Annotated in this window: 24 protein-coding genes; 12 read left to right on the forward strand and 12 right to left on the reverse strand. The window is 72.4% G+C overall.

The window, feature by feature from the left end; all coding sequences use genetic code 11:
* A partial coding sequence (locus tag ABT147_RS15275; RefSeq protein WP_351405908.1) for an aminotransferase class I/II-fold pyridoxal phosphate-dependent enzyme occupies positions 1 to 797 on the forward strand: 797 nt, incomplete at its 5' end.
* Here the strand turns inward: ABT147_RS15275 and ABT147_RS15280 are convergent.
* Both ABT147_RS15280 and ABT147_RS15285 read right to left on the reverse strand, forming a co-directional pair.
* Positions 712 to 1,662 carry a hypothetical protein gene (locus ABT147_RS15280; RefSeq protein WP_351405910.1) on the reverse strand — a complete coding sequence of 317 codons (951 nt, stop codon included), beginning with the start codon at positions 1,660 to 1,662 and terminating at the stop codon, positions 712 to 714. The two genes, ABT147_RS15275 and ABT147_RS15280, sit on opposite strands and share 86 nt — an antisense overlap.
* Positions 1,663 to 1,842: 180 nt before the next feature.
* On the reverse strand, positions 1,843 to 2,376 hold the full coding sequence (locus ABT147_RS15285) for a hypothetical protein (RefSeq protein WP_351405912.1): 534 nt from the start codon (positions 2,374 to 2,376) through the stop codon (positions 1,843 to 1,845).
* Between the two features lie 178 nt (positions 2,377 to 2,554).
* Here ABT147_RS15285 and ABT147_RS15290 point away from each other — a divergent pair, with 178 nt between their 5' ends.
* Both ABT147_RS15290 and ABT147_RS15295 read left to right on the forward strand, forming a co-directional pair.
* Positions 2,555 to 3,805, forward strand: coding sequence for a PP2C family protein-serine/threonine phosphatase (locus tag ABT147_RS15290; protein ID WP_351405914.1), 1,251 nt, complete (start codon positions 2,555 to 2,557; stop codon positions 3,803 to 3,805).
* A gap of 95 nt (positions 3,806 to 3,900) precedes the next feature.
* Positions 3,901 to 5,184, forward strand: a complete 1,284-nt coding sequence (locus tag ABT147_RS15295) for a hypothetical protein (RefSeq protein WP_351405916.1) — start codon at positions 3,901 to 3,903, stop codon at positions 5,182 to 5,184.
* A 251-nt stretch (positions 5,185 to 5,435) separates the two neighbouring features.
* Here ABT147_RS15295 and ABT147_RS15300 read toward each other — a convergent pair whose 3' ends face one another.
* The 4 genes from ABT147_RS15300 to ABT147_RS15315 form a co-directional block, all read right to left on the reverse strand.
* Positions 5,436 to 6,944: a sensor histidine kinase gene (locus ABT147_RS15300; protein ID WP_351405918.1), complete on the reverse strand. Its 1,509-nt coding sequence runs from the start codon at positions 6,942 to 6,944 to the stop codon at positions 5,436 to 5,438.
* An 88-nt stretch (positions 6,945 to 7,032) separates the two neighbouring features.
* Positions 7,033 to 7,767, reverse strand: coding sequence for a response regulator transcription factor (locus ABT147_RS15305; protein ID WP_351405919.1), 735 nt, complete (start codon positions 7,765 to 7,767; stop codon positions 7,033 to 7,035).
* Between the two features lie 267 nt (positions 7,768 to 8,034).
* Positions 8,035 to 10,002: a YncE family protein gene (locus ABT147_RS15310; RefSeq protein ID WP_351405921.1), complete on the reverse strand. Its 1,968-nt coding sequence runs from the start codon at positions 10,000 to 10,002 to the stop codon at positions 8,035 to 8,037.
* 231 nt (positions 10,003 to 10,233) lie between these two features.
* Positions 10,234 to 11,070 (reverse strand): NPP1 family protein, encoded by an 837-nt coding sequence (locus ABT147_RS15315; RefSeq protein WP_351405923.1) that lies wholly within the window; start codon positions 11,068 to 11,070, stop codon positions 10,234 to 10,236.
* Between the two features lie 350 nt (positions 11,071 to 11,420).
* Here ABT147_RS15315 and ABT147_RS15320 point away from each other — a divergent pair, with 350 nt between their 5' ends.
* The 5 genes from ABT147_RS15320 (at position 11,421) to ABT147_RS47320 (ending at position 19,082) form a co-directional block, all read left to right on the forward strand.
* Positions 11,421 to 15,230 carry an nSTAND1 domain-containing NTPase gene (locus ABT147_RS15320; protein WP_351405925.1) on the forward strand — a complete coding sequence of 1,270 codons (3,810 nt, stop codon included), beginning with the start codon at positions 11,421 to 11,423 and terminating at the stop codon, positions 15,228 to 15,230.
* A 73-nt stretch (positions 15,231 to 15,303) separates the two neighbouring features.
* Positions 15,304 to 16,071 (forward strand): alpha/beta fold hydrolase, encoded by a 768-nt coding sequence (locus ABT147_RS15325; protein ID WP_351405926.1) that lies wholly within the window; start codon positions 15,304 to 15,306, stop codon positions 16,069 to 16,071.
* Between the two features lie 217 nt (positions 16,072 to 16,288).
* Positions 16,289 to 16,837 (forward strand): Uma2 family endonuclease, encoded by a 549-nt coding sequence (locus ABT147_RS15330; protein ID WP_351406021.1) that lies wholly within the window; start codon positions 16,289 to 16,291, stop codon positions 16,835 to 16,837.
* A gap of 303 nt (positions 16,838 to 17,140) precedes the next feature.
* Entirely contained in the window at positions 17,141 to 18,493 is a 1,353-nt protein-coding gene (locus ABT147_RS15335; protein ID WP_351405928.1) for a tetratricopeptide repeat protein, read from the forward strand.
* 43 nt (positions 18,494 to 18,536) lie between these two features.
* Positions 18,537 to 19,082, forward strand: a complete 546-nt coding sequence (locus ABT147_RS47320; protein WP_502983089.1) for a TIGR03943 family putative permease subunit — start codon at positions 18,537 to 18,539, stop codon at positions 19,080 to 19,082.
* Positions 19,083 to 19,092: 10 nt separating this feature from the next.
* Here ABT147_RS47320 and ABT147_RS15345 read toward each other — a convergent pair whose 3' ends face one another.
* The 4 genes from ABT147_RS15345 to ABT147_RS15360 form a co-directional block, all read right to left on the reverse strand.
* The gene (locus ABT147_RS15345) at positions 19,093 to 19,899 is read right to left on the reverse strand and encodes a hypothetical protein (RefSeq protein WP_351405930.1); all 807 of its coding nucleotides are present in this window, start codon (positions 19,897 to 19,899) and stop codon (positions 19,093 to 19,095) included.
* A 77-nt stretch (positions 19,900 to 19,976) separates the two neighbouring features.
* The gene (locus ABT147_RS15350; protein ID WP_351405932.1) at positions 19,977 to 20,579 is read right to left on the reverse strand and encodes a SigE family RNA polymerase sigma factor; all 603 of its coding nucleotides are present in this window, start codon (positions 20,577 to 20,579) and stop codon (positions 19,977 to 19,979) included.
* Between the two features lie 160 nt (positions 20,580 to 20,739).
* Positions 20,740 to 21,303: a hypothetical protein gene (locus ABT147_RS15355; RefSeq protein ID WP_351405934.1), complete on the reverse strand. Its 564-nt coding sequence runs from the start codon at positions 21,301 to 21,303 to the stop codon at positions 20,740 to 20,742.
* Between the two features lie 181 nt (positions 21,304 to 21,484).
* A complete protein-coding gene (locus ABT147_RS15360; protein WP_502983090.1) occupies positions 21,485 to 22,492 on the reverse strand; it encodes a L,D-transpeptidase in 1,008 nt (335 codons plus the stop codon).
* 151 nt (positions 22,493 to 22,643) lie between these two features.
* Here ABT147_RS15360 and ABT147_RS15365 point away from each other — a divergent pair, with 151 nt between their 5' ends.
* From ABT147_RS15365 to ABT147_RS15375, 3 genes are all read left to right on the forward strand, one after another.
* Positions 22,644 to 23,147: a SigE family RNA polymerase sigma factor gene (locus tag ABT147_RS15365; RefSeq protein WP_351405938.1), complete on the forward strand. Its 504-nt coding sequence runs from the start codon at positions 22,644 to 22,646 to the stop codon at positions 23,145 to 23,147.
* The gene (locus ABT147_RS15370) at positions 23,137 to 24,009 is read left to right on the forward strand and encodes a L,D-transpeptidase (protein WP_351405940.1); all 873 of its coding nucleotides are present in this window, start codon (positions 23,137 to 23,139) and stop codon (positions 24,007 to 24,009) included. Before ABT147_RS15365 ends, ABT147_RS15370 begins: the two co-directional genes overlap by 11 nt.
* 160 nt (positions 24,010 to 24,169) lie before the next feature.
* Entirely contained in the window at positions 24,170 to 25,123 is a 954-nt protein-coding gene (locus ABT147_RS15375; RefSeq protein WP_351405942.1) for a hypothetical protein, read from the forward strand.
* Here the strand turns inward: ABT147_RS15375 and ABT147_RS15380 are convergent.
* Complete coding sequence (locus ABT147_RS15380) at positions 25,095 to 25,697, reverse strand: TlpA family protein disulfide reductase (protein ID WP_351405944.1); 603 nt, start codon at positions 25,695 to 25,697, stop codon at positions 25,095 to 25,097. The two genes, ABT147_RS15375 and ABT147_RS15380, sit on opposite strands and share 29 nt — an antisense overlap.
* A 122-nt stretch (positions 25,698 to 25,819) precedes the next feature.
* On the opposite strand from ABT147_RS15380, the gene ABT147_RS15385 reads away from it, so the two are divergent.
* Positions 25,820 to 26,281, forward strand: coding sequence for a hypothetical protein (locus ABT147_RS15385; protein ID WP_351405946.1), 462 nt, complete (start codon positions 25,820 to 25,822; stop codon positions 26,279 to 26,281).
* A 68-nt stretch (positions 26,282 to 26,349) separates the two neighbouring features.
* Here the strand turns inward: ABT147_RS15385 and ABT147_RS15390 are convergent, their stop codons facing one another.
* Positions 26,350 to 26,853, reverse strand: coding sequence for a DUF3515 family protein (locus ABT147_RS15390; protein WP_351405948.1), 504 nt, complete (start codon positions 26,851 to 26,853; stop codon positions 26,350 to 26,352).
* Positions 26,854 to 26,861 lie beyond the last annotated feature (8 nt).

Below are 26,861 nucleotides of genomic sequence, written 5' to 3' on the forward strand. Positions count from 1 at the left end.
AGGGCGAGGGCGAGGGCGAGGGCGAGGGCGAGGGCGAGGGCGAGGGCGAGGGCGAGGGCGAGGGCGAGGGCGAGGGCGAGGGCGAGGGCGAGGGCGCGGGCGCGGGCTCCGGATACAGCTCCGGTTTCCGTTCCGGTTCTGGTTCCGGTGCGGGCGTGCCGCCGCCGTTGGCCGCGTACGCGCCGGAGCGGGTGTTCGTGGTGGACGGGTTGTCCAAGCGGGTGGCGCCGGGGCTGACGGTCGGGTTTCTGGTGGTGCCGGAGGGGCGCGTCGAGGGGGCTGCGGACGCCTTGCGTTCGGGGGGCTGGGCGGCGGGGCGGTTCGCTCTGGAGGCGGGGGTGCGGTGGATCGGGGACGGGACGGTCGGACGGCTGGTCGCGGCGAAGCGGGAGGACGCGGCGGCGCGGCAACGGCTGGTCGCCGAGCATCTCGCGGGGTTCGCGGTACGGGGGGATCCGCGGGCCTACTACGTGTGGTGGGAGTTGCCGGAGCCGTGGCGTGCGGACACGTTCTGCGCGGCTGCGGCGGAGAGGGGGGTGGCGGTGACCCCGGGGTCGGCGTTCAGTGTTCCGGGGGAGAGTGCTCGGGGCGGGCGCTCCTGGACACCGGCTTCCCTCTCCGCTTCCGCCTCCGCCTCTGCTTCCGCTTCCGCCTTCACATCTGCCTCCGCTTATGCCTCTCCCTATGCCTCCGCTTCCGCCTCCGACTGCGTCAGGCTCGGGCTCGCGTCGGTTCCTCTGTCGGAGTTGGTGGGGGCGTTGCGGACGCTCGGCGAAGTCGCGCGAGGTGGCCGGTGAGCCAGGCGGTCGCGGCCACGGTGGCGCCGAGGGCCAGGAGCCACCAGGTCACGGTGCGCAGGGTGGCGGTGAGGGCGTCGTAGACGGCGCCGGCGGCGGCGGGGGAGACGTCCGGGGGCAGGTCCGCGAGGGTGAGGTGGCGGCCGAGGGCCACCGCGACACCCAGCAGCGCGCCGCCGAGCGCGGTGCCGAGGCCCGTCGCACAGACGGCCCGGCGGCGCTGTGTCGCGAGGAGAATGCCACCGGCGGCCAGCGCGAGCGCGCCGACCGGGAGCCAGAACGCGGCGATTTCGAGCACGCGGTATCCCTTCCGAAGCTGAGTCAGTTCCGTGGCCGACAGCACCTCGACCTCGGTGTGCGCGACCGGGATGCGATGGGCGAACGGCACGTGGTCGCGGACGAGTTGACGCTTGACGCGTTCGCCGACCGGCGCGAGGTCGAGCGTCACCGCCCGCGCCTCGCCGCCACCGCCCGTGTCACCGCCCGCGCCCCTGCTCCCGCCGTACGCCCCCTCCTCGCGTACCGCCGTCAGCACCGCGTCGTGCGCCGCCCGGTTCGCCAGGTGCCACGCCGTGCGGAACGCCTCCGTGCGCGTGAAGGAGCGCGCCGCGTCGTGGGTGAAGTCCCGCAGCGGCCGCCGTAGCGGCGGTCCCACCCGGACCTCGCGCAGGATCCCGGTGGCGACCGCGTCCGCGAGCGCCTCCCGTACGGCGGGGTCGGCGGCCAGGGGTGCCATGACCGCCTCGTACCGGGTCCGGTCCGCGATCTCGTACGTCGCCCACGCGGCCAGCGCGCCCACCGGCGCGAGCAGGCAGGCGAGCACGGTCAGTGCGGCCGACAGGGTGCCGCGAGCGCGGTGGGACACCCCTCCAGGCAAGACCCCCGCCCATCGGCGCGCGAGCGCTCCCGCCCCGGGTGACTGCGAATGGCCCCACAGGACAAGCCGTACGGGCGGGGTGGCCGGCGCCGGCCGCCGCGTACGGCATCGGGGAGACCGGCCGCGTACGGCATCGCGGCCGGTCTCCCCGTCCCTACGGGTGGCCGGTCACCGCGTCCGGTGGCCCGTCGCGTCCTCGTGCGTGTAGTAGCGGTAGAAGTTCACCGCGAGGACCGCCGCCGCTACGGCCAGTGACATGACCGTGGAGCGCAGCACGGTGTGCTGGGTCGCCTGGCTGTAGAGGAAGCCGAAGGCGCAGCCCGCGAAGACGGCCCAGAGGAGGGCGTGGAGCTCGCGGCGCAGCCGGGGCGCCACGGTCAGTACGGCGATGTGGACCGCCGCGTACACGAACGCGGTCACGAAGCCGAAGAGGACGTTCCAGCCGGTGATGGGGCCCGCGTCGCGGTTCATGGCCGCGGCCCAGTAGCCGTAGACGAGGCCGAGGACCACGGGCACGATCCGGTTGGCGAGCGCGTGCGTGCGTGCGCTGAAGACATCGGGTGTGGCCGGCCCCGCCGACCTCCCCGGAACCGAGGGGCCGCCCGGAGCCGAGGGCCTGCCCGGAACCGAGGGCCTGCCCGGAGCCGAGGGTCCGCCCGGGATCACCGGCCGCCGGCCCGGAGTGGGTGCCGCTTGCGCCATCGGAGCACTCCTCTCTTCCCTCCCCCGTTCTCCCGCCCCGCCGTCCCTCCCCCGTCTGCCGTCCCTCCCCGTCTGCGCCTCCCCCGTGACTCTCCGCCCCGATTACCAGAGCACACCTGGGAGGGGCCGCTGGCAAGTCGGGATGCGGGGGCGGGGAGGGCGTGTTTCGCTGTGGGGCATGCGGATGCGGATGCCGGTGCCGCGTGTGCGTCGGGAGCCGGACCCCGTCGAGCGGCAGCAACTGCTGCGGGTCCGCGGGCACGACCTCGCCTGGCTTCCGCCGCTGGTGGTGCTGCTCGCCGTACCGGTGCTCGACTGGGCGACCGGCGGCGACTTCCGGGTCATCTCCTGGCTGGTGCTCGTGCCGGGCACGGCCGCCGCGGTCTGCGGGGTGCGGACGACGGCGGTGTTCGCGGGGCTCGCGATGCTCACGTACGTCGCGGGCGACAACTCCTGGCTGCATCAGGAACGCACCGGCCTGCCCGACTTCATCCTCGTCGCCCTCGGCGGCATCCTGTCCGTGCTGGCCTGCGCGGTCCGGCTGCGCGGGCAGGAGCGGATGCTGCACATGCGGGCCGTCGTCGACACCACCCGCCGTATCCTGCTGCGCCAGCTGCCCCCGGACGTCGGCGGCCTCGACCACGCGGAGATCTACCTCGCCGCCGACAGCGAGGCCCGCGTGGGCGGCGACTTCTACGACATCCAGCCCAGCCCGTACGGCACCCGCGTCGTCATCGGCGACGTCCAGGGCAAGGGCCTCGCGGCGGTGGAGGCGGCCTCCGTGCTGCTGGGCACGTTCCGCGAGGCCGCCTTCCACGAGTCCGCGCCCGTCACCGTGGCCGAGCGGCTGGAGACGCGGATGGTGCGGCACGTGCGGTACTGCGCGCACGTCGGCCGCGACGACTCCGAACGCTTCGCGACGGCCGTCCTGCTCGACTTCCCCGAACTGCGCAGCGAGCGCACCGACTGGGGCCCGGACATCACGGGGCTCGACGCGGTCACCGTGGACGTCATCAACTTCGGCCACGAACCCCCGCTCCTGGTCCGCCCCGACGGCGTACGGTATCTGCCGCTGTGGGACGGACTCCCGCTGGGACTCGGCGAGTTGGCGCCGCGGACGCCCAGGGCGGCCACGGTGCGGCTCGCCGCCGACGAGACATTGCTCCTGGTCACGGACGGGGTGACTGAGGCGCGCGACGGGAACGGCGTCTTCTTCCCCCTCCGCGAGTACCTCGTCCGCGCTCTCGCCGCCGGGCCGCCCGCCCTCGACCCCGGCTCCCTGGTCCGCCTCGTCCGTGACGGTGTCCTCGCCCACACCGGCGGCGGCCTCGACGACGACACGACGATCTTCGCCGTACGCCGGGCGTCCGAGCCGGTGCGGAGAGGGCCGGGGGCGCCGCTGGGGAAGGGGGCCGGGGGGCCGGAGTGAGCGCTCCTCGCCCGCTCCTCGCCCGCTCCTTTCCCCGTTTGCACGCGCAGCGGTTACCGTGCTGACTGGCGTATGTGATCGACGGGGAGGGAACGATGCCCGGAACAGTGCTGCTGCTCGCGGCCTCGCCCATGGGCAAGGGGTGCCTCGTGGACGCGGCCTCCGTGCTTCCCGTACTGGCGGCCGTCACGCCCGAGGTGCTGTCCGGGACGGGTACGGCGAACGTGGTCGAGCTGGCCGATCCGCTGGAACCACAGGCCGTCCTCACCCGGCTGCGGGCGGCGGCGACCGCGCCCGGGCCGCTCACCGTGTACCTCGCCGGGCAGCTCCAACTCGACCGCAAGCAGCGGCTCGTGCATCTCGCGCTGGCGCGGACGACGCCGGCGACCGTGCGCTACACCGCGTTCCCCTGGCACTGGATCGTGGAGGAACTGCGGCTGCGTACGCCGGGGTCCACGACTCTGTTCGTCGATCTGCACGCCGATGCGGAGGTGTGGCGGCAGTTGGCCGGGCAGTCGTTGTCGGTGGGGCCCGGGGTGAGTGTGTACGGGCGGATCGCGCCGCCGGGGGTGGGGATGCGGCGGGGGGTGGGTGTGCCCGGGTATATGAAGGCGTTGGCGACGATATTGCGGAGCGGGACTCGGCCGGTGCCCGCCGTGCTTCATGAGCAGGTGCTCGCGCGGACTGGGGGGTACGGCGATCTGGTGCTGGCGTGGGATGCGACGGGGGGCGGGGGTGGGGGTGCCCTCGGTGGTTTCGCCCCCGCCGCCCCTACCCATTCCCGTCCACTGGGGGCTGCGCCCCCAGACCCCCGCCATCGCCCTTCGGGCTCGTCCTCAAACGCCGGACGGGCTGAGAATGTGGTCGTCGCCGTCGAAGCCGGACGGGCTGAGAATGTGGCCGTCGAGCCCCATGGCGTGGCCGTCGACCCCCATGGCGCCATCGCCGTCGCCGTCGAGGCGGGGCGGCATGTCGAGGCCGATGGGCTTGCGGCTCGGTGGGAGCAGGGGGCGTTGCGGGAGTTCGGGGACGGGTCGGAGGAGGTGCTGCACTGGCGGGAGGTGCGGGCCGATCTGGCGATGTTCGCGGGGGACGCGGCGGGGAGCTGCGTGGCCTGGATGGGGGTCGCCAGGGCGCGGCTCGCGGCGGGGCGGACCGCCCAGGATCCGGCGGTCGAGGCGGCGGTGGACCGGGCGCACCATCAGTGGGGGCTGATCACGGACGCGGGGCGCGCCTACGAACTCGGCGCCGACTTCGTGGAGTTGCGGGGCCGGGTGCCGGGGCGGCGGGCCGGGGCCCTGGAGCACGCCCGGCAGCGTCTGGCCGAACTGCGGGAGCGGGGCGGGGAGTTGAGGTCGGCCCAACACGTACCCGGTTAGCCGAGCCGGTCGATGAGCCGTCGTTCCGTTCGTCGTAGATCGATGAGCCGTCGATCAGGGCGAATGCCGGGCCGACCTCGGAGGGGGAGTTGTACGAGGCCACACCATTCATACACATGGTGGACATCGCACGTTGATCACTTAAGCGGTCGCGGCTCCGGAACGGATCGGAGCCGGGTCAGAGAATGATCAGAGAATCCCCAGCCGTTGGCAAAAACCACCTCCCGTCACCACCCGTCGGTTATGACGGGTCATGACGACGCCGGGATCCGCACCCTGAACCACGCCCCCTGGTGCGACGGGTCGGACGGTTCGAGCGTGACCATGCCGCCGTGGGCCGTCGCGATCGCCGTGACGATGCTGAGGCCGAGCCCGCTGCCGGCGGCCCGGTGCTCCTCGCCGCGTACGAAGGGCTCGAAGAGCCGGGCGCGGAGGTCGTCCGGGATGCCGGGACCGTCGTCCCGGACCTCGATCACCCGGTAACCGTCCTCCGTACCGAGCCCCAGCGTGGTCGTCGTACCCGGCGGTGTGTGGACGCGCGCGTTGGCCAGCAGGTTGGCGACCAGCTGGTGCAGCCGCAACGGGTCCCCGGTGACCGTGTGGTCGCCGGGCGCGAGCAGCAGCCGTACGGGATGGCAGGGGTGGCAGTCGCGGGCCGCGGAGACCGCGTCGCGGCAGAGCTGGGCCAGATCGACGCAGGTCAGCTGTAGGGGCTGGCCGAGGTCGAGGCGGGTCAGCAGCACGAGCTCGTCGATGAGCGTGCTCATCCGGCCCACCTCGGTGGCGATACGGCCGAGCGCCTCCTGCCGCATGGGTTCGTACGCGGGGTCGCCGACCCGGGCGAGTTCGGCGTACCCGGAGATCGTGGTCAGCGGGTTGCGCAGCTCGTGCCCGGCGGACGCCATGAACTCCCGCAGCCGCCGCTCGGTGTCCTGCCGTTCCCTGACCTCACGGCGGCCGAGGCGGCGGGCGCCGAACAGGACGGCGCCGAGAAGGGGGAGCGCGGCGGCCGTCTCGACCTGGAGGAGGCGTTCGACCGCCCGCCGGTCGTCCGCCGTCGACCTGGCCGTGACGATGTAGCCGCCCTCCTGGCTCCGGCCCGCCTTCGGCGCGCGCACCACCTTCGCCCGGTAACTCTCCCCGAACGCCGATGGGTTCGCCCGCGCCGCGTACGCCTCCAGCCGGGCCGACGTGAGCGCGGGGAACGGGGGGAGCCCCTCGGACCCCGGGTACCGCTTTACGACCCTGCCCCGGGCGTCGAGGACGAGAACGAGGCCGTCCTTGTCGAGGAGCGGACCGAGGAGCGGACCGATGAGCGGACCGATGAGTGGATCGGTGCGTGGAGCCGACGACGATGACGATGACGTCTCCGCCGAACCCGAACCCGAACCCGAACCGGATCCGGACTTCGACCCCGAACCCAAGCCCGAGTCCGACCCCGAGTCCGCCCCCGGAAGCGCACCCCAGCCCGGAACCCCCAAGCCGCCGTACCCCCCGTAGCCGCTGGCTCTCGCTATCTCCTGGTCCGTGCGGGCCGTGAGGTGCTGGGCGAGGGTGTGGGCGGAGAGGGCGGCGACCGCGCCCAGGGTGGTGAGGGTGGCGATCAGCCAGAGGCCGACGGTGCGCCGGCCGGTGCGATGGGGGCGGATCGGCCGCTCGACGGGTGGGAGGGGGCGGCCCGGGCGGGGTCCCGGGCTGTCACTGGACGCGAGAAGCCCGGCCGCCCTGATGTTCTCGCCCAGCCCGGTGAATCCACTCATCCGACCAGCCCGTCCACGTCCACGCCGTCCAGCTCTCGGCGGCGGCCCCCGCCGCCTTTGCCCGCCCTTCCCCCCGGAGGCCGCTCGCTCAGTTGGTGCACAGCTGGTAGCCCACCCCCCTGACCGTCCGTATGAGGGACTGGCCCGGCTCACCCAACTTGCGGCGCAGGTAGTAGATGTACGTGTCGACGACGCCGGACCCCTCGTCGCGGTGGTTCCAGACGCGTTCCTGGATCTGGCCCCGGGACAGGACGCGGCCGGGGTTCTCCATGAGGTAGCGGAGGAGGGCGAACTCGGTGGTGGTGAGCTCGACGGGGCGGCCGGCGGCCCAGACCTGGTGGGCGTCGGCGTCGAGTTGGACCGCGCCGGCGCGCAGGCGGTTGCGGCCGGGCGGCACGGGATGGCCGCCGCCGGCCCGGCGCAGCAGGGCGCGGACGCGGGCGGCGACCTCCTTCAGCTCGAACGGCTTGGTGACGAAATCGTCGCCGCCCATGTCCAGGCCGCGCACCCGGTCGTCGACACCGCCGAGCCCGGTGAGGAACAGGACCGGGACCGCGTTGCCCCGGTCGCGCAGGGTCCGGCACACCTCGAAGCCGCTGAGGTCGGGGAGGTTGACGTCGAGGAGGATCAGATCGGGGTCGTACCGGGTGACGGTCTGCAGCGCCTGGCGTCCGGTCGCGGCGGCGGTCACCTGGTAGCCGAGGAACTCCAGGGCCATGGTCAGCATGGACCGGATCCCCTCCTCGTCGTCCACGACGAGCAGCCGCCCGGCCGAAGCCTCTGGCGGGACAGGGGTATGGGCGGAGGGCACAGGGGTGGTCATGTCCTGTTTCCTTTGCGGCCGTGACCTCAGATTGAGGTCTCAAGTTTCGGCGGAGCCGTATCGTCACACGTACCGGCAGGTAAGGGAGACCGCTTTCGCATTCATTCGGAATGACTCCTTCCTTACCAGGTCCGCCGTACGGCCGCGCCAAGCCCACCGCACGGCCGCACCCGCGAAAGCGGCGAGCGCCGCCGGTGGATCCGTGGATCCGTCCGGCGGCGCTCGCCGTCGTGCCGCTGGGTGTCGGTCGCCGGTGCGCCCGCTCGCCTAGCTGGTGTAGATGAAGTACTTCCAGGCGCCGTACGTCGTGGTGTTGACGTTGTCGCCGGAGGTCGTGTCGTGGTACTCCGAGCGGAAGCGGAGGCGGACGTCCGTGGTCGGGGTGCCCGTCAGGGTGATGTCGGACCCGCCGGAGGTGCCCAGCGGGAAGTACTCGGAGCCCCAGTCCTGCCAGGCGCCCTGGTAGTGGAACTGCAGCTGGAGGCGCTGCTGGCGGCCCGGGTAGTACGTCATCGTGGTCTTCAGGACGGGGTCCTTGGACTTGCGGATGTAGTGGTACTTCTGGCCCCAGGCCGTCCGGGTCTTGTAGTGGCCCGAGATCGACGACGAGATCTTGACCTTGGTGTAGACGGTGTTGGTGACGGTCCTCGCCTTGTAGCGCGCGTCGCCCGCGAACTTCACCGACAGCTTGGTGTCCCGCTTGAGGTCGACGGTGACCGACAGGTTCCCCTTCGAGTTCACCGTCCCCGACTTCACCAGCTTGTTCGGCTTGTCGGAGCCGTACGGGTCGGCCCAGATCTCGACCTTGCGGTTCTTGTGGGTCGTGCCGAGGTGCGCGGTGAACTTCACGTCCGCGCCGTACGCGTACGTCTTGCGGTTCTTGTCCAGCGACAGCGTGGGCGTCGCCCGGGAGACCTCGACGGCGTCGGAGGCGGACACGGCGGTGTGGTCCGCGTCGCCCGCGTACGTCACCTTGTACGTGACCTTGCCGCCGGCCGGCGGGGTGTCCGTGAAGGAGAACTTGCCGCCCGTGCCCAGGGTCTTGGTGCCGAGCGACTTGCCCTTCGGGGACTCCATGTCGGTACGGGTGACCGTGAGCGGGGTGCCGGCGGGCAGCGCCAGGTTCGAGGTGAGCTTGCCGCTGACCGTGAGCTTCTTGGCGCGGGTGGCCGTCGACGGGGCGTTCACGGTGAGCGTGCCGGTGTACTTGCGGGGCGCGTCGACGACGTGGAACGTGGTCGCGCCCGACGACGAGGTCAGCGCGAACAGCTTCTGGCCGTCGGGGGCCCACACCACGCCGTTGTCGTTCCACAGCGACGAGGGATGGAGGTCGCGGACGCTCGCGGGCTGCTCCGCGCCCTTGGCGAAGACGTAGGTGTCGCCCTTGCCGTCGAAGTCGGAGATCGTCGCCGCGACCGTGCCGTCCGGGGCGATGTCGACGCCCATCGGCTCGTCCGGCACCGCGAAGGTACGCGTCTGCTCCAGGTCCGAGAGGCGGTACTCGGTGAGCGCGCGGTTGTTGTTGCCCGCCACCACCAGGTGGGTGCCGTCCGGGGTGAGGGCCGCGTCGTTGGGGAAGCCGCCCTTGTTGGCGGAGACCCGGATCACCGGCGTACCGGAGGAGATGTCGTAGACGATGACCGGGCCGGAGCTGATGCCCGCGTCGAGCGCCACGAGCGTGCCCGGGTTGTCCGGGTCGGCGTACAGCTGGGGCGGGCTGGCGTAGTCGTGGCCGGCGGCCAGGTCCAGCGTGACCGTCGGGGTCTCGGCGGTCAGGTCGACCACGCCGAGGCCGGAGTCCCACTGGTCGCCGTAGGCGAACCACAGCTTGCCCTCGGCGAAGGCCAGCCGTGACGGGTCGGTGTTCGTGCCGGTCGCGTACTCGGCGGTCTGCGTCCGCGTCGCCGTGTCGATGGCGACGATCTTGTCGGCGCCGAACAGGGCCGCGTACAGCGTGGCGCCGTCCGGGCTGAGTTCGAGGTCCCTGACCTGTGCGAGGCCGGTGATCTGGCCGACGACCACACCGGCGTAGGTGGTGACGACGATCTTGTTGCTGTCCCGGTCGCTGATGAACAGCCGCTGGTGCTTGGCGTCCACCACCGTGTCGGACGGCGACGAGACGGCGATGGGCCTGCTGCTGTCGGCGGCGGCCGGTGCGGCCGTGCCGGCGGTGAGCGCGGCGGAGCTGAAGAGGACTGCCAGTGCGGTGGCAGCCGGAAGAGTGCGGATACGCACGTGTTTCGAACCCCCCGGAACGAAAGAAATGGGCGCGTCGTCGCGCGGGGCCGGTGTGTTCGACCTGTGCGGCGCGTGTGACGCGTGTGCGAAGACTAAGTCATGTCACTGACAAGAGGGTCACAGGGGGTGGTGGAGAACTCAATGGGTTTACGTGATGAAGGGGCCGACCCCGGCGGCGGGGGGAGTGCCGTCGGGGCCGGATCCTTTCCGCGTCCGTTCCTGTGTCCGTCAGCCGGCGGCCCACACGTCGAAGGGGATGCCGGCGGCGGGGCCGTTCTTGGCCGCGTTGAGCTCGTTGTTGTAGCGGCCGTCCTTCAGCGGGAAGTTGGCGTTGCCCCAGGTGGCGTTCTGCATCCGGCTCTGGAGGTTCACGCCGTTGAAGCCGGCCGGGAACCTGGTCCAGGTGACCAGGCGCGGGAAGTCCCAGCCGCCGTCGCCCCAGGCCTCCGCGGTCTCGCCCCACTTGGCGAAGCGGAAGGAGTGGGTCCCCACGTCAATCACATTGCTCCCCTTGTGGTAGACGACCTTGAGACGGACCCCGTCCCTCGGGACCTCGCTCCAGTTCTTGGTCGTGTAGTTGCCGTGGGCGGAGACGGACGCGTACGAGGGCGTGCTCGCGCCCTGCCGGATCCAGATCACGGCGGCTTCCCAGTCGTGGCGGTGCGACGTGTTGGTGCATCCAGTGCAGGACATGTCCTTCTCGAAGTACTCGGTGTAGACGATCGCGCACCAGCCGTTGTTGCACTTGGCCCGCGAGTAGACGTTGGCCTTGCCCAGGTGGTTGTCGCGGCACTGGCCGGTGATGGCTCCGCTGTCGTCGAGGCCGCCGTTGAGGTTGCCCCACTGGTCGATGGCGGCGACCGGGAAACAGCTGTCCGTGTCGTAGTCGAAGACCGGCTGGAAGGTCTTCTGGAACGTGGTGGTGCTCTCGGGCAGGGGGGTCAGTACGCCTGCGTGGGCGTTGGTGGTCAGCCCGATGGTCAGCGCGGCGGCGCTGGCCGCGACGAGCGCGAAACGCCCGAGGCGGCCGAGGCGGGACTTCCTGCTCTTCAGTGCTTGGGACATCAGCGGTTCTCTCCACTTGCTCTGCGCGGGGGACGCCGGTGATCCGGCTCTGCGGGGCAGAGACTGCTCAGCGGCGGGGGACGCCGGCTGATCCGGCTTGACGGGACAGAGACTGACAAGCGGAGAGTTGATCGACACCTACTCTCACCAGGGCAATCAAAGCCGGCCAACGGTTCCGGGTTGTTCGGCGGCGCGTACCGCCGCTGTCATCAACGCCACACTTTGCGGCCGCAGGGTTTCGGCTGGTCAGCGGGATACGTATGTTGATGCCCCGGCCCGGCTCTACTTGACGTATCGAGAAATGCCGTAAGTGTCGGAAATGCCGTAATAGTTCGTGAGTGGGTAGGTCTGTGGGACGTCCGGAAAGACCCGTCGACCCGGCTGCCGGTCCTGTGCAACAGCTCGCCCATGAGTTGCGGGAGCTGCGCAGGGCGGCCGGCAGTCCGTCGTACCGCGCGATGGCCGAGGAGGCGGGGTTCTCCGCGACGACGCTGTCGCAGGCGGCGGCCGGGGAGCGGCTGCCTTCCCGGGCGGTCGTCCAGGGGTATGCGCGTGCCTGCGGGGGCGACCCCGGCGAGTGGGAGACGCGCTGGAAAGAGGCCGAGGCGGCGGTCGCGGCCGCTCCCGTCCACGACGAAGGGGACGGGCCGGCGCCGTACCGGGGCCTCGCCCGGTTCGAATCGGACGACCACGAGCTGTTCTTCGGCCGTGACCGGACCCTGGAGGAGCTCTGCCGGCTGGTGTCCGCGCACCGGTTCGCCGCCGTGTTCGGCGCCTCCGGCAGCGGCAAGTCCTCGCTGCTGCGGGCCGGGTTCCTCCCCCGCGTCAGGCGGGAGATGACCGGGGGCGAGGGCGTACTGCGGATCCTCACGCCCGGAGCCAGGCCGGCCGAGACGTACGGGCATCTGCTGGCACCGGCGAAGGGCGAGCCGGAGAGCTGGGTGGTGGTGGACCAGTTCGAGGACGTCTTCACCCTGTGCCGGGACGAGACGGAGCGGGCCCGCTTCATCGAGCTGCTGCTGACCGCCCGGGACCCCGCGTCCCGGCTACGGGTGGTCATCGCCGTACGCTCCGACTTCTACCCGCGCTGCGCCGACCACCCGGAACTGGCCGACGCGCTGCGCCACGCCGGGCTGCCGGTCGGCCCGATGACCGCGGACGAACTACGGGACGCGGTGGTGAAACCCGCGCTGGCGGCCGGTGTCCTGGTGGAGCGGTCGCTGGCCACGACGGTCGTCGACGAGGTGCTCGACCGTCCCGGCGCGCTGCCGATGCTCTCGCACGCTCTCCTGGAGACCTGGCGGCGACGCAAGGGCCGCATGCTGACGACGGCCGCGTACGAGGCGGCCGGCGGACTGAACGGCGCGATAGCGGCGACCGCCGAGGAGGTGTACGGGCAGCTGTCCGCGCCCCAGGCCGCCGTCGCCCGGCTGCTGCTGCTGCGGCTGGTCGAGCCGGGGCGGGGCACCGTCGACACCGGGCGCCCGTTCACCCGGGCCGACCTCAAGCGGTGCGCGCACCCCGACACACCGGTGGTGGTGGAGCGGCTGGCCCGCGCCCGCCTGCTGACCGTCGACGAGGACAGCGTCCGCCTCGCCCACGAGGCGCTGATCACCTGCTGGCCCCGGCTGCACGGCTGGATCGAGCAGGACCGCGAACGGCTGCGCCACCATCGGCAGCTCACCGAGGCCACCCGCGCCTGGCTGACGCACGGCCGTGACCCCGGCACCCTCTACCGGGGCACCCGCCTGGCCCGTGCCGAGGAGATGTTTCCCGACCACGACGGCGACCCCGCTCTGGCGCCGGTCGAACGGTCCTTCCTCACCGCCGCGTTCGAAGCCCGCGAGGCGGAGAAACGGGCCGCCGCCCGCTCCACCCGACGCTCCCGCCAGCTCGTCGGCGCCCTCTCGGCCGTCCTCGCGGTGACGCTGGTCACCGGCCTGGCCGCCTGGCGGCAGCACGACGACAACCAGCGCCGGCGGACGGAGAACACCGCCCGCCGGATCGCCGCCGTCGCCGAAGGGCTGCGCACCATCGAACCCCGGGCCGCCCTGCTGCTGGGCGTCGCCGCCTGGCGGATCGCCCCGTTGGCCGAAACCCGCCGGACTCTGCTCGGCTCCCTCACCCAGCCCGAACAGGACGCCTTCAGCGACCCCGCCTCGGGCCACCGCTCCCAGCGGTTCCTCGCCGACTCCGGCCACACCCTCCTCAGCGTCGACGACCGCACCTGGCGGACCTGGAACCTCGGCACCCGCCGCAGCACGGGCTCCGGCCGTCTCCCCGAGGGCGAGGTCCTGGCCGCCGGCCCCTACGCACAGGTCCTGGCGATCGCGGCGGCGGACGGGCGGATACGGCTGTGGGACCTGCGGGCCGGGCACTGGACCTCCGGCCCGCCACTGGCGCCGGGCCGGGACGGGATCGCCTTCGGGGCGAGCGGGCGCAGCTATGTGGTGGACGAACCTGACACCGACTCTCACGCGGCCTCCGATTCCGACTCGGCCTACGGCTCCGGCTCCGGCTCCGGCGCGGATGTCGTACGGGTGCGGGCCGTGGCGGACGGCGCGGTGTTGTCGGAGGAGCGGGGGGTCACCAGAGCGAACGTGGCGGTGAGTGCGGACGACCGGCTGGTGGCCGTGTGCCCGACGGGACGGGCGCCGCAGGTCCGGGAGGTCGGCGGGCGGCAGGTCGTGCACGGAGCGTGGGAGCGGGCCCAAGGGGTCTGCGGCGCCGACTCCACGCTGGAGTTCGGCGCCGACGGCCGGTTCGCCGTCATCGCCGGGGACCGGGCGCGGGTGTGGGACACCCGTACCGGCGGCCGGGTCGCCGAGGTCCGCGACCCGGGTGTGCTGTCCGCGTCGCTCAGCCGGGACGGGCGGTTCCTCGCGACGTTCGGCTCCGCCGACGAGATCAGGGTGTGGCGGCTGTCCGCCCCGGCCGCCCCCGTCCTGCGCCACTCCCTCAACAACCAGAACCTGTACGGCCGCCTCGCCTGGGACCCCGGTGCACCCGCCCTGCGCTACCTGGAGGGCAGCACCGCCCACACCCTCGACCTGACGGCGACCGTCACCGCCGCCTGGCGCGACCGCCCGATGGACGGCGTACTGCTCAGCCCCGACGGCCGCGTCTTGGCCACCGCCGAACGCACGGGCACCGGCTTCGGCTTCGAACTCCGCGACACCGACAGCGGCCGCCTCGTCCGCACGCTGCCGCCCCCGCCACCGCCCCAGCCGGTCACGACCACCGCCTCCGACGGCCCGCCGTTCACACCGGGCGACGCCGTCCCGCAGATGGCGTTCAGCCCCGACGGCAGCCGGTTCGTCTACGGGGTCACCGCGCCCGGCAGGCGGGCCGCGCCGCAGCGGTTCACCGTCTGGGACCTGGCCCGGGACCGCGAACAGAGCGCGCTGGACCTGGCGCGCACGGAGTCCGCCACGGCGGTGACGGCCCTGGCCCTGGCCCCCGACGGACGCACCCTCTTCACCACCCGGACCCCGGCCGACGGCGAACCGAGCAACGAGCGGTGGGACACCGCCACCCGCCGCCGTACGGACTCCCTCACCGGGACGGACCTGGCCGGCCCCCGCCTCGCGCTCAGCCCCCACGACCACTTGGTCGTCGGCGACAACCGCGTCGCCCGCGAGAGCACCGGCCGGAGCGTCGCGCTGGACCTCGTCCAGGGCGACCACATCAGCGCCCTCGCCGTCAGCCCCGACGGGAGCCGCGTGGCGGCGGGCGACCGCACCGGCCGGGTCGCCCTGTGGGACGGCGACCTCCGCCGCCGCGCCGGTGTCCTGCACAATGTCTTCCCGCCCCCGCTCGGCGACACCTCGGAGGCAGTGAGCGCCCTCGCCCTCAGCCCCGACGGCCACACCCTCGCCGTCGGCGGCGACGCCGGCACGATCCAGCTCTGGGACACGACCACCCAACAGCCCCTCGGCGGCCCGCTCCCCTCCCCCGGCGAGCCCATCGCCTCCCTCGCCTTCAGCCCCGACAACGCCACGCTCTACGCAGGCGGCAACCACGTTCCCCTCCACCGCCACACCGTCGACCCCACCCGCGCGATCACCCACGTCTGCGCCCGCGCCGGGAACGAGGACCTGACGAGGAGCGAGTGGGAGACGTACGTACCGGACGCGCCGTACCGAAGGGTGTGCGACTGAGGGGGGCGCGACCTCGACGGCGAGCGGGCCGGAGAGAGAATGCGGGGCGACCGGTTCGAGCGAGGGGGAACACATGCGTGACGCGGTGGTCACGGACGCCGGGGACCGGATCCGTTGGGTCGAGTGGCCGGGGGAGGAGCCCAGCCGTGTGTACGTGCACGGGCTCGGGGCCACGTCGGCCGCGTACTTCACGGCGGTGGCGGCCCACCCCCTGCTCGCGGGGCGCCGCTCCCTGTTCGTCGACATGCTCGGGCACGGCATCAGCGATCGCCCCACGGACTTCGACTACTCCCTGGAGGCCCACGCCGACGCGCTCGCACGGGCCCTGACGGCGGCGGACGTCGGCGGCGCCGAGGTGATCGCGCACAGCATGGGCGGCTCGGTGGGGATCGTCCTGGCGTCGCGGCACCCGCGCCTGGTGCGGAAGCTGGTGATGATCGACTCCAACCTCGACCCGCTCCCGCCCACGCACGGCGCCGTCGGGAGCAACGGCATCGCGGCGTACTCCGAGGAGGAGTTCCTCGCGGGCGGCCGGGAGGAGTTCGCCGAACTGGCCGGAGAGCAGTGGTGGTCGACCATGCGGCTGGTCGGTCCCGAGGCCCTCTACCGCAGCGCCGCGCGCCTGGCCCGGGGCACCCGCCCCACCATGCGCGAACTGCTGCTCGACCTGAAGATCCCCCGCACGTACGTCCATCCCGAGGCGGACGGTCCACTCCCCGGCACGGCCGCCCTCACGCAGGCCGGCGTGTCCGTCGTCCCGGTCCCGGCCTGCGGCCACAACATCATGCTCGACAACCCGGAGGCCTTCGTCCACGTGACGGCGGCGGCACTGGCTGACTGACGAGTCCGTCCCGCACAGAAACGTGACAGCACGCTCGTTCGAGTGAATGGCTCCGGATTCCCTCCGCGAGCTTCCGGCCTAAGCTGAGACGGTCGTGCTGAGCGAACGGAGGTCTGTCATGACGACGGCGGAGCCGATCATCATGCCGGGATACCAGGGCGAGCACATTTCCGGTCCCTACGACGATCCTGATGGTGACGACGAGGGGCTCTTGCCCATGGGCGGCGCGAGTGTGCAGCAGGCCTTCGCTTTGTTCAGTGCGGCGGCCCCCGAGGGTTGGCGCGTGGAGCTGATCGAAGGGGAGATCTGCGTGACGCCTCCGGCCAACGGGGAGCACGAGGAGATTGTGTCGGAGGTCAACCATCAGGTTGGCCGGAAAGCCGGCGACGCTTCATTGCGCAACTTCACGGGCATCGGCCTGAATGTTCCTGGCGCATCAGAGACAGGCCATGTCATCCCCGACCTGGTCATCGCTCCCAAGGGGAGCTTCGGCGACCAGGAGGAGTGGCACGACCCGTCCGCCGCTCTCCTCGTCGCCGAGGTCACCTCCGACAGCACGGCCGTCAAGGACCGGGACAAAAAGATCCACGGCTACGCCCGGGCGAACATCCCCGTCTACCTCCTCATCGACCGGGAGGAGGGTCAGGTGACCGTGTACTCGGAGCCCTCCGGCGACGAATACGCCAAGGGTGCCCAGCACAAGATGGGCCTGGTCGTCCCCCTGCCCGCACCCCTCGGCTTCGACCTGGACACCGCCGAGTTCTGAGCGGAGCGCGGCGACCGGTGTCAGCGGGGTACGGCGTTGGCCATCGTCATCAGGGCCGTGATCGCGAGGAGCGCGGCGGTGACGGAGCGGGCGTGGCGGGTGAGCAGGGCTCGGAGCACGAGGACCTCCCGGCGACGGCGACGCGGCAGCGACCGTATGGCTGCGACTGAGTGGTTGAGCAGGTGACTTAAGCGTGCTTAACCTGTCGCTTAACGTAAGGCTTTGGCCTGCCAACGACAAGAGGACGTTGGGGAGTTGGGGTAAAGCGGCCGGTGTAACCGGGGTTACTGGCATGCTTACGCCATGGCAGGTACGGCCGAGCGTGACGATCCCGAGGTCATCGGGCGCAGGGTGCAGCGACTGCGGACGGAACGGGGCCTCACACAGCGTCAGTTGGCGGAACCGGCGTACACCCCGGCGTACATCTCGACCCTGGAGGCCGGCCGCGTCCGCGCCTCCGAACCGGCCCTGCGGCACATCGCCGAACGGCTCGGCGTGGGCTACGAGGAGCTGGCCACCGGCCGCCCCGCCGGCTTCGCCACCGAGCTGCGGCTGCGCCTGACCGGCGCCCAGCGCACCCTCGCGAGCGGCGCCACCGAGGCCGCCGCCGAGGGGTTCACGGCCGTCCTCGCGGAGGCGGAGGAGTACGGGCTCGTCGCCGAGCAGGCCGACTCCCTGCTCGGGCTCGGCGAATGCGCCCTGGAGACCGGCGACCTGGAGGCCGCCCAGCTGCGGTTCGAGCAGGCCGAGCAGCGGCTCGGCGACGCCCCGCTCCCGGCCCGCGTCCCCGCCCTGCGCGGCCGGGCGACCGCCCACTACCTCGCCGGTGAACTCCGCTACTCCTGCTACCTCTACGAGTCCACCCTCGACGAGCTGAACCGCAACGGCCTGCACGACCCCGACGCGTTACTCCTCCTCTACACCGGAGTCATCGCCCCCTACATGGACATGGGCGCCCACGCCCGCGCCGCCCAGGCCGCCGAGCTGGCCCTCGCCCTCGCCCCGCAGTCCGGCGACCCCGCCCTCGTCGCCCGGATGCACCGCTCGGTCGCCCGGACGATGATCGCCGAGGGCCGTATCGCCGAGGCCGACGCCTCCCTCGCCAAGGCCTCCGAGCTGTACCGCCAGCTCCAGATCCGCATCGAACTGGCCAACTGCCACTGGATGCGCGGCTATCTGCACGCCCAGAACGGTGACTACGCCCGCGCCGAGAAGGAGCTGCGCGAGGCCCGCCGCATGCTCTCCGCCAAGCGCGCCGCCCTCTACACCAGCCAGGTCGCCGTCGAACTCGCCGACGTCCTGCACCGCCGGGGCAAGTCCGAGGAGGCCGCCGAACTGCTCCGCGAGGTTCTCAGCGACCTCAGCTCCGAACGCGGCGCCCTCCACTCCGCCGCCGCCCACCGCCTCCTCGGCATCATCGCCGAGGACGCCCGGAACGCGGACACCGCCGAGGAGCACTACGTACGGGCACTGAGCCTGCTGGAACGCGCGGGCGCCGCCGGCGACCTGGCCGACCTGTGCCGCCTGCTCGGGGACCTGTACCGCCGCACCGGCCGCGTCGAGGCCGCCCTCGACGCCTACCGCACCGGCCTCGGCCACCGCACCGCCCCGGGCACCACCACACTCGGACCGGCGCCCGCACAGCCGCCTCTTTGACGATTCCGGGCCACCGCACAGCCCCGCTCCATAACCACCTCATGTGGAGACCAGGGAGAAACGGGACCAACGGGGGAGGCGGGGGAGCGCCGGAGGCCCGGGGGCAGGGGTCCTGCCCGGCGTACGGCTCGTCGTCCGCGTCCTGCTCTACGCCGTACCCGGCGGCCTCGCCCTCGTCGCCATCGCGACCGTCGCCTCCGTCCTCGGCCCGGTGGTCGCGCTCGAACTCGCGACGCCCGAGGGGGACCCGGTCGAGCTGACCCTCGGGGAGTTCTCGTCCCGGGCGGTCTACGACAGCGAGCGGTCGCTGAAGGGCCGTACGGTCCGGATGACCGGCTTCGTCACGCACGGGGACGACGGCACCTGGTACCTCACCCGGCTGCTCGTCTCCTGCTGTGCCGCCGACGCGAGCCCCTACAAGGTCGCGATCCGGGACGCCGACGCCCCGGCCGCCGACACCTGGGTCACCGTCACCGGCACCTGGCACCCCGAGGGGAAGCCGGGCTCCGAGCAGGCCTGGCGCCCGGTCCTGGACGCCGAGTCCGTGAAGCGGGTGGCCGAACCGGCGAACGCGTACGAGAAGCGGTGACGTGCCGGGCTCAGCCGAGGTCCTGCGACGCGACCACGCCGCCGTCCTTGTCGTACACCGTGACCCTGCGGGTGATGCCGCGCATGTGCTCGGGGTTCGAGACGCCCTCCCCGACGTCCGCGAGCACGTACCAGCCGCCCCACTCCTCGTTGCCGGCCAGCCGGACGACCGTGCCGTCGAGCTTCGTGCCGTCGTAGAGCTCGATCCGCACGCCGGCCGCCACGGTCCGGCCGCCGTAGTACACACCGGTGAGGAACGACTTGTGGGGGCCCCGCGGCGTCTCCTTCACGGAGGCACTCGGCCGGCCGGTGTCGATGTTGCCGTCGACCACGCTCTCGAACTCGGGTACCTCGGAGACACCGGGTGTGTCCCCGTACTTGCCCTCCTCCGTCAGCCAGATCCGTGTGCCGTCGCCGATGTACACCTTCTCGCCCGACTCGACGACCCGCACCCGCCCGGCCGACGGGGCGGGGATCCGGGTCGGCGTCGCCGACGCGACGGCGCTCGGCTGCGGTGGGGCCATGGGCTGGACCGTGGAGGAGGGGCCGTCGGGGCGGAGGGCCAGCACCGCGACGAGCGGGAGCAGCAGCAGCCCGCAGCCCGTGCTCAGCAGTGCGGCCCGGCGTCGCCGCCGCCGGCCGCGGCCCTCCCGCTCGATGGCCTCCAGCGGTACGGGGGGCGGCGTGAAGTCGTACGCGGCCCCGGCGAACGCCTCACGCAGCGACTGCCCGGTGTCGACGGCGGCCTCACCGTCCTCACCGTCCTCGCCGTCCAGGGCAGGGCCACCACCCGAGCGCGCCCAACCGTCCGTACCCACATCTGTTCCTGTTCCTGTTCCTGTTTCTGTCCCTGATCCTGCTGCGGTGTCCGGGCCGGTCCCGGAGGGCGGGTGGTTCATGGGCGGGCTCCGGGGACGGGCGAGGGGTGCGCCGGGACGAACGGGAGGGCGGGGGCGGAGCCGTGGGCGCGGCGGTCCGTGTGGGCCGGGCCGGCGAACTCGGGGTGGGCGCGCAGGGCCTGCAGACCGCGTCGGACATGGGTCTTGACCGTGCCGAGCGAGCAGCCGAGCAGCTGGGCGATCTCGCTCTCGCTGAGGTCCTCCCAGAAGCGGAGCACCAGCACGGACCGCTGCCGGGCCGACAGCGCGGCCAACGCCTGGGTGACGGCGGCCCGTTGGACGACCGAGTCGGCGTGCCCGGTGTGCCGCTCGTGCATCCGCTCGGGCAGGAGCGGCGTCAGCAGATGGGCCACGCGTCTCTTCCGTACGCGGCTGATGTTGTTGTTGACCAGCGAGCGCCGTACGTAGAAGTCGACGTCGTCGCGCGGTATGCGCCGCCAGCGGGCGTACACCTTCGCCAGGGTGGTCTGCACGAGATCCTCGGCCTCGTGGAAGTCGCCGGTCAGCATGTGCGCGGTACGCACCAGGCGCGGCCAGGCCGCGGTGGCGTACGCGGCGAAGTCGCGGGCCTCTGGTGATCCGGGTTTCTCTTGCGGCACGGACGACGGTCCTCGGGATCGGGAACGGGGGAGCATGCCGTGCGGGAGCGGGGTGGTCAAGTCCCCGGCGGGGTGGTCAAGTCCCGCTCCCGCACGGTCACTTCGGCACGAGGTGCCGGTGCGGAGCGGGCGGCCCACGGGAGGGCCGCCCCGGACCGGGTCAGCGCAGGCGCAGCCGGGAGTAGACGCCACCCTCGGTGTCGTGGACGGTGACACCGCGCAGGAACTCCTGCCCGTCGTCCACCGCGGGCAGGTCCGCGACGGCGTACCAGACGCCCCAGCCCGGCTTCCCGGGCAGCTCGATGAGCTTGCCGTGGACCGTGCCCGTGCTCGTGCGGACCGCCACGCGGGAGGCGGTGCCCTTGCCCCCGTAGTAGACGCCGGAGAGGTAGTAGCGCCCCTCGAAGGCGGACGCCTGGAGCGACACCCCGGGCCGGGTGCGGTCGATGTTGCCGTCGACGACGCTGCGGAACTGCGGGAAGTCGGGCAGGGCGGGCTCCAGCCAGTGCTTGCCCTCCGTCGTCATCCAGAACTCGAATCCCGGCGCGGCGACGACACGCTCACCGGGCTGGACGATGCGCGGAGTCGGCGCCTTCCTGGCCGCCGCCTCCGCCACCGTCGTGCCGGCGCCGTGCGCCGTCTCCCCCCGCGAGACGGCGTACGACGTCGTCGATGCCCCCGCCAGCAGCGTGGTCAGCGCTGCGACGGCGACGTATGTGCGCATCCGTGCCATGGTCATGAACGGACGACCCCCAAAGGTGTGTTGATCCAGGTGTGTTGGTCTGACACTCCTGAAACCCGGGAGGCGTACGGGACGGATGACACCGCCGGGACACTTTTCTCCGGAGCCGCACCTCCCCTCGCCGCACCTCCTCTCCTCTCCGCTCCCCTCCCCTCCCCTCACCTCACCTCAGCGCGCTGCCCGCCACCCACCGCTCCCAGCTCAGGTTCCAGTCGCCGTAACCGTTCCCCACGGCCACGGTCTCCTTCGAGCCGGTCACCTTCACCACGTCGCCCGGGATGACCTGGTCGTAGAACCGTTTCGCCGTCCCGTCGTTCGCGAGGCCCACGCACCCGTGGGTGACGTTCTGCCGGCCCGCGTACGTGTTGGCCTTCGGGTTCTCGTGCAGGTAGGTGCCGGAGGCGGTGAGGTGGACGGCGTAGGAGTACCAGTCGGCGTACGAGTCGCCGTAGCCGACCGTTCGGGAGTCCATGAAGACCTTGGGCTGCTTGTCGGAGACGACCATCGTGCCGTTCCAGGTCTCCATGCCGGGCGCGCCCGCGGTGACCGGGATGCGCTGGGTCGAGCCGTCCTTCTCGACCGTCATGGTGTGGCGGCGCACGTCGACCGTGGCGATGAGCGAGCGGCCGATGGTGAAGTGCCGGGTGAGGCCGGTGCCGACCTCGACGGTGACCTTCGTACCGGGCTGCCAGTAGGCGCGGGGACGGAAGTCGACGCGCTGTCCGTCGGCGAGGTCACGGTCCTTGATCCAGCTCCAGGAGCCCTCGGTGCCGGAGTCCGTCGTGACCTTCAACAGCCGTTCCACGTCGGCCCGTTCGGCCTTCGGGACCGGGCGGTCGAAGGTGACGGATATCGGCATGCCGACGCCCACGGTCCGCCCCTCGGCGATGTTCACGCGGGCACCCTCGAAGGCCTTCGGCGGGGCGGGACTCGGCTCCACGTCCACGGCCTCGGCGCCGGCCCCGCCCCTGTCGTCCGCGTCCGCCCGGGCATGGATCTCCGGGACCGAGCTCGGCCCCTCGACCCGTACCCCTTCCCCGCTCCCCGCACAGCCCGTGAGCGCCAGCGCCAGCGCCATCGCGCACGCGGCCGTCGCGGCGAGCACTGCCCTGTTCTTCCTGGCGCTGTTCCCCCTGGCCCTGAACCTCGCGGTTCTGCTCCCCGTGGTCATGGTGTCCCCCCAGATGTCTTACGAGCGGTCTGTTCTCGTGAGGTGCTTCCGTGATGTGTTTCGATGTGCGGCGTACGTACGGGACCTGTACGCACGGCGGGGGCGGCCGGGTTGCATGGCGACGCAGGGAACTTCGGACAACGGCGGGGGCATGACCGAGGAAGAGTTCGACGCGTTCTACGCCGCCGCGTTCCCCCGGCTGACCGGCCAGCTCTTCGCCTTCACCGGGGACCACGGCGAGGCGCAGGACGTGGTGCAGGAGGCGTTCGTACGGGCCTGGGACCGGCGGCGCGAGTTCCTCGCGGACGGGGCGCCCGAGGCGTGGATCCGGACCGTGGCGATGCGGCTCGCGGTGAGCCGGTGGCGCCGGGCGCGCCGCTGGCTGGAACTGGTGCGCCGCGATCCGCCCCCGCAACACGCGCCGGGACCCGATCCCGAACGCGCGGTACTGGTCGACGCGTTGCGCAGGATTCCGGAGGCCCAGCGGATGGCGGTGGTTCTGCACCATCTGTGCGACTTGAGTGTCGAGCAGGTAGCCTCCGAGACCGGTGCCCCCGTGGGCACGGTCAAGGCCCGGCTGTCCCGCGGCCGTGCGGCGCTGGCGCGCGAACTGGCCCCCGGCGAGGGTGAGAAGGAGGACGGCCGTGTCCGATGAACTCACCGTCCGGCTGCGCGAGCTGGCCGAGACCGCCGAGACCCCGCCGCCCGGCTCCGGCGCCGAGGTCCGCGCCACCGCCGGACGCCGCCGACGCCGACGCCGTGCGAGCGCCGCCGTCGCGGGCGGCTGCGCGGCGGCGGGCCTGGCCGCCGTCCTCACCCTGAACGTCGCCTCCCACGGCACCGAACAGCGCCCGTCCACGGCCATGTCCTCCGTGCCCAGCGTGACGGCGGCGCCCGAGGTCACCGTGGACCTCTCCCGCCGCGTCCTCACCTTCGAGGGCCGCGACCTGCCCATCTCCGCCGGCATGATCAGGACACCGACCCCGACCGGCCTGATGACGGTCTCCGCCAAGTACAGCGTCAAGACCATCTCCGCCGCGACGGTCGAATTCCCCGACGAGTACGACGTCAAGCTCCCGTGGGTCCTGGAACTGTCTCCGGCCACGGACGGTACGGACGCGACGGACGGTGCGCGTCGTACGGCCGAGCCGGTCGACGGAACCGAAGAACCCGACGGTACCGATGAAACCGGTGGAACCGATGGGACCGATGGGACCGATGGGACCGGCACGAGCGAGAACACGAGCGAGAAGGCGAACGAGGAGGTGAGCGAGGGCACGACGCCGAGCCCGGTCGGCAGCGACATCTGGATCGCCGGGCTCTCCCGCAACGAGAAGGCCCCCGGCACCCTCGACACCACCTCCGGCTGGATCGGCCTGCGCACCGCCGACGCGCGATGGCTGTACGCCCGGCTGACGACGGGCGCGCTCGTGGAGATCCGGGGCACGGCACCGCCCCCCACCGAGACCCCTCCCACCACGGCCGACGACTCCGTCCTCCCCACCCCCCTGCCCTGAACCGCCGCCCGGCGAGGCCGTGAGCGGGAGCAGGCGGAGGGAGCCGCCGGAGGGAGCCGTCCGGGGGAGCCGCTCACCCGTACGCCCTCGTGCGCTGGTGGGCGGGCCCGGGCGGTGGTGGCGTGGGAGCGGAATCGTCGTGCTCCCGGGAGGCTCCGCCATGCGTCGTCCGTACCGTGTTCTCGCCCGGGTCGTGGCCCTCGGGATGCTCGCGGGGGCGACGGCCTGCGTCGCGGACGACCCGGGGCACCCGCGCGGCTTCCCCGAGGCCGCCGTGGTCGACGACACGGCCTCCCCGTCGCCCTCCGCCCCGTCGTCGCCCCCCGCCCTCACCGACGCCCGCGCCAGGAGCGCCCTGCTCCGCCAGGACGACCTCGGCGAGGCCTGGGCCGGCACCCAGGGCGCGGCGACCTGGCGCGACGGCCTCCTCAAGGGCCGCACCGACCTCCCCGAGTGCCAGGAACTCCTCGACGCGGTGTACACCGAGGACATCCTCGGCAAGCCCAAGGGCGGCACGGCCGTCACGGGCTTCGACGACTTCGAGTACGGCGCCCAGCTGCGCTACCAGGTCGGCGCCTACGACAAGGCCGACCTCGACGCCCGCCTCGGCAAGCTCCGCCAACTCGTCGACAAGTGCGGGGAGTTCACCATCACCGGCGCCCAGGGGCGGGAGTACGGCGCCGAGGTCACCCCCGTCGAACTCCCCGACGACCTGGGCGATGCGAGGCAGGGCCTGCGGCTGGTCGTCAGCGGTGACGTCGAGGGCGAGGACAGCGCCCTCACCCTCGACCTGGCGACCGTGCGCGTAGGAGACACCGCCGCCCTCCTCACCCACGGCGGCCTCTACGGCATCGACGACACCGCCACCCGCGACGCGGCCCTGGCCGGCACGCACCGCCTCCAGAACCTCCTGAAGAAGCAACAGCAGGAGAAGAAGAAGCAGGAGGAGCAACAGCAGGAGAAGAAGACCAAGAAGCAGCAGAACCAGGAGAAACAGCCGGAGAAGGGTGAGAAGAAGACCCCGTCCGGGGCGAGTTCGACCGATGCCCGGCGGCCCGCCGCCCCTTACTCCCCCTACGCCCCCCTCACTCCCCCTCCGCCAGCATCGGCGTGACGACGCCCCGCACGTCCTCCTCCGTCACCGTGCTCTGCACGGCCCCCGCGATGCGGCCCTCGCGGTCGACGAAGAGGGTGAAGGGGAGGATCCGCGGGTTCACCAGGCCGTTCGGCAGCTTCAGGAACTGCTTGCCGCCCGGGTCGTGGAGGCTCGGGTAGGACAGTGCCAGGTCCTTCTGGAAGGCGAGCGCGCTCGCCCGGGACGCGTCGGTGCTGACGCCGAGGACCCGTACGCCCCGCGACTTCAGCTTCCGCTGCGTACGGTCGAGAGCGGGCGACTCGGCGCGGCAGGGCCCGCAGGTGGAGGCCCAGGCGTTCACGACGACGACGTGACCGCGGTGGTCGGAGAGGCGGACGGACCCGCCGTCGACGCCGGTCCCGGCGAAGTCGGGGGCGGCGGGCCGCTCGCCGACGGGAATGCTCTTGAACAGCCCGGACCCGCCCGCCTGTTGAGCCTGCTCGGCCCGTTCGGCCTGTTCCACGTCGGTCGGCAGCGGCTTCGGCGTGGCACAGCCCGTCACCACGAGCCCGGCCACCACCACGCACAGGACCGCGCGGGGATTCGTCTTCATCGCCGTACAGCTTAGGCAACTCCCTTGCGGAGGGGGCCGATTACCCTCCCCGAGGACGGCTGGGACACTGCTGTGGTCATCGGTTGACCGCCGGTGACGTACGGGGATTGCGAGGAGAGCGCATGATCACGCCTTGGCGCCGGGCGGTGGAGTACGCGGCCATGGTCACCCTTCCGTCGTGGCTGTGGGGGCTGGCCGTGCTGAACGTGGGGATGCTCGCGGTGGACGAGCCGGCCGATGACGTCGGCCCGGACGTGGTCGTCGGCGGGGGACTGCTCTTCCCGCCGATGGCGATCCTCGTGCTGACGGTGGTCCGGAAGGCGCTCCCCGCGCTGTCGCGCTGGCGCACCGCGACCATCGACGTCTCGGTGTACGCGGTCCTGTATCTGCTCTGCCAGGTGGCGACCGGGGTGTGGGCCGGTGACGGACCGGCCGACTCGGTGGACTGGGCCTTCGTGATGATGACCTTCGCCCTGCTCGACCTGCAGTTCCTGATGGCCCTGGGCCTGTGCGCCTGGCGCTACGACCGCCTCGTCCCGACGGCCCCCTCGGGCCGCCTCAGCGGCGGCCCCCGCCCGGTCTGACCACGGCCCCGGCCATCACCTCGGTCATCACCTCGGACACCGTGTTGTTGTCCGCCGGGGGAGGGCCGTCAGCCCGAAGCCGCGTCCACGCATTTCTCGTCCGGCGACGGCTCGATCGGTCTCACCACGTCGCTGAGGTCCACCAGGACCCCGTCGATCGCCGTGATCCGGTCGTCGACGAAGGCCTGTACGGCGGGATCGCGGCCGTAGGTGATGAGGACGCGGTAGCCGGAACCGGCGGACCGGTCCTCCCGGAACACCCAGTCGACGCCGTCGACCTCGACGCACGGATCGTCGGTCGCCGGCGGTGGTTCGAGGCCGCAGCGCAGCACCACACCGCCGTCGCCCCAGGACGCCACGCCGCTGACGGAGACGGGGTCGCGGGACTCGCCGACGATCCGCGCGGGGTAGCGGTCGGCGATCCGGGCGCACTCCGGGTCCGCGGCGCGCGCGGCCGGCCGCATGGCGAGCGCGGGGGAGGAGACCTCCTGGGCCACGAGCACTCCGGCGACCACCGCGGCACCCAGCCCCGCCCCGACCGCGATCCCCCCACGCCTCGAAGGGCGCCTCATCCCTCAAC

The sequence above is a fragment of the Streptomyces sp. NPDC001868 genome (assembly GCF_040297125.1).
Lineage (GTDB): Bacteria > Actinomycetota > Actinomycetes > Streptomycetales > Streptomycetaceae > Streptomyces.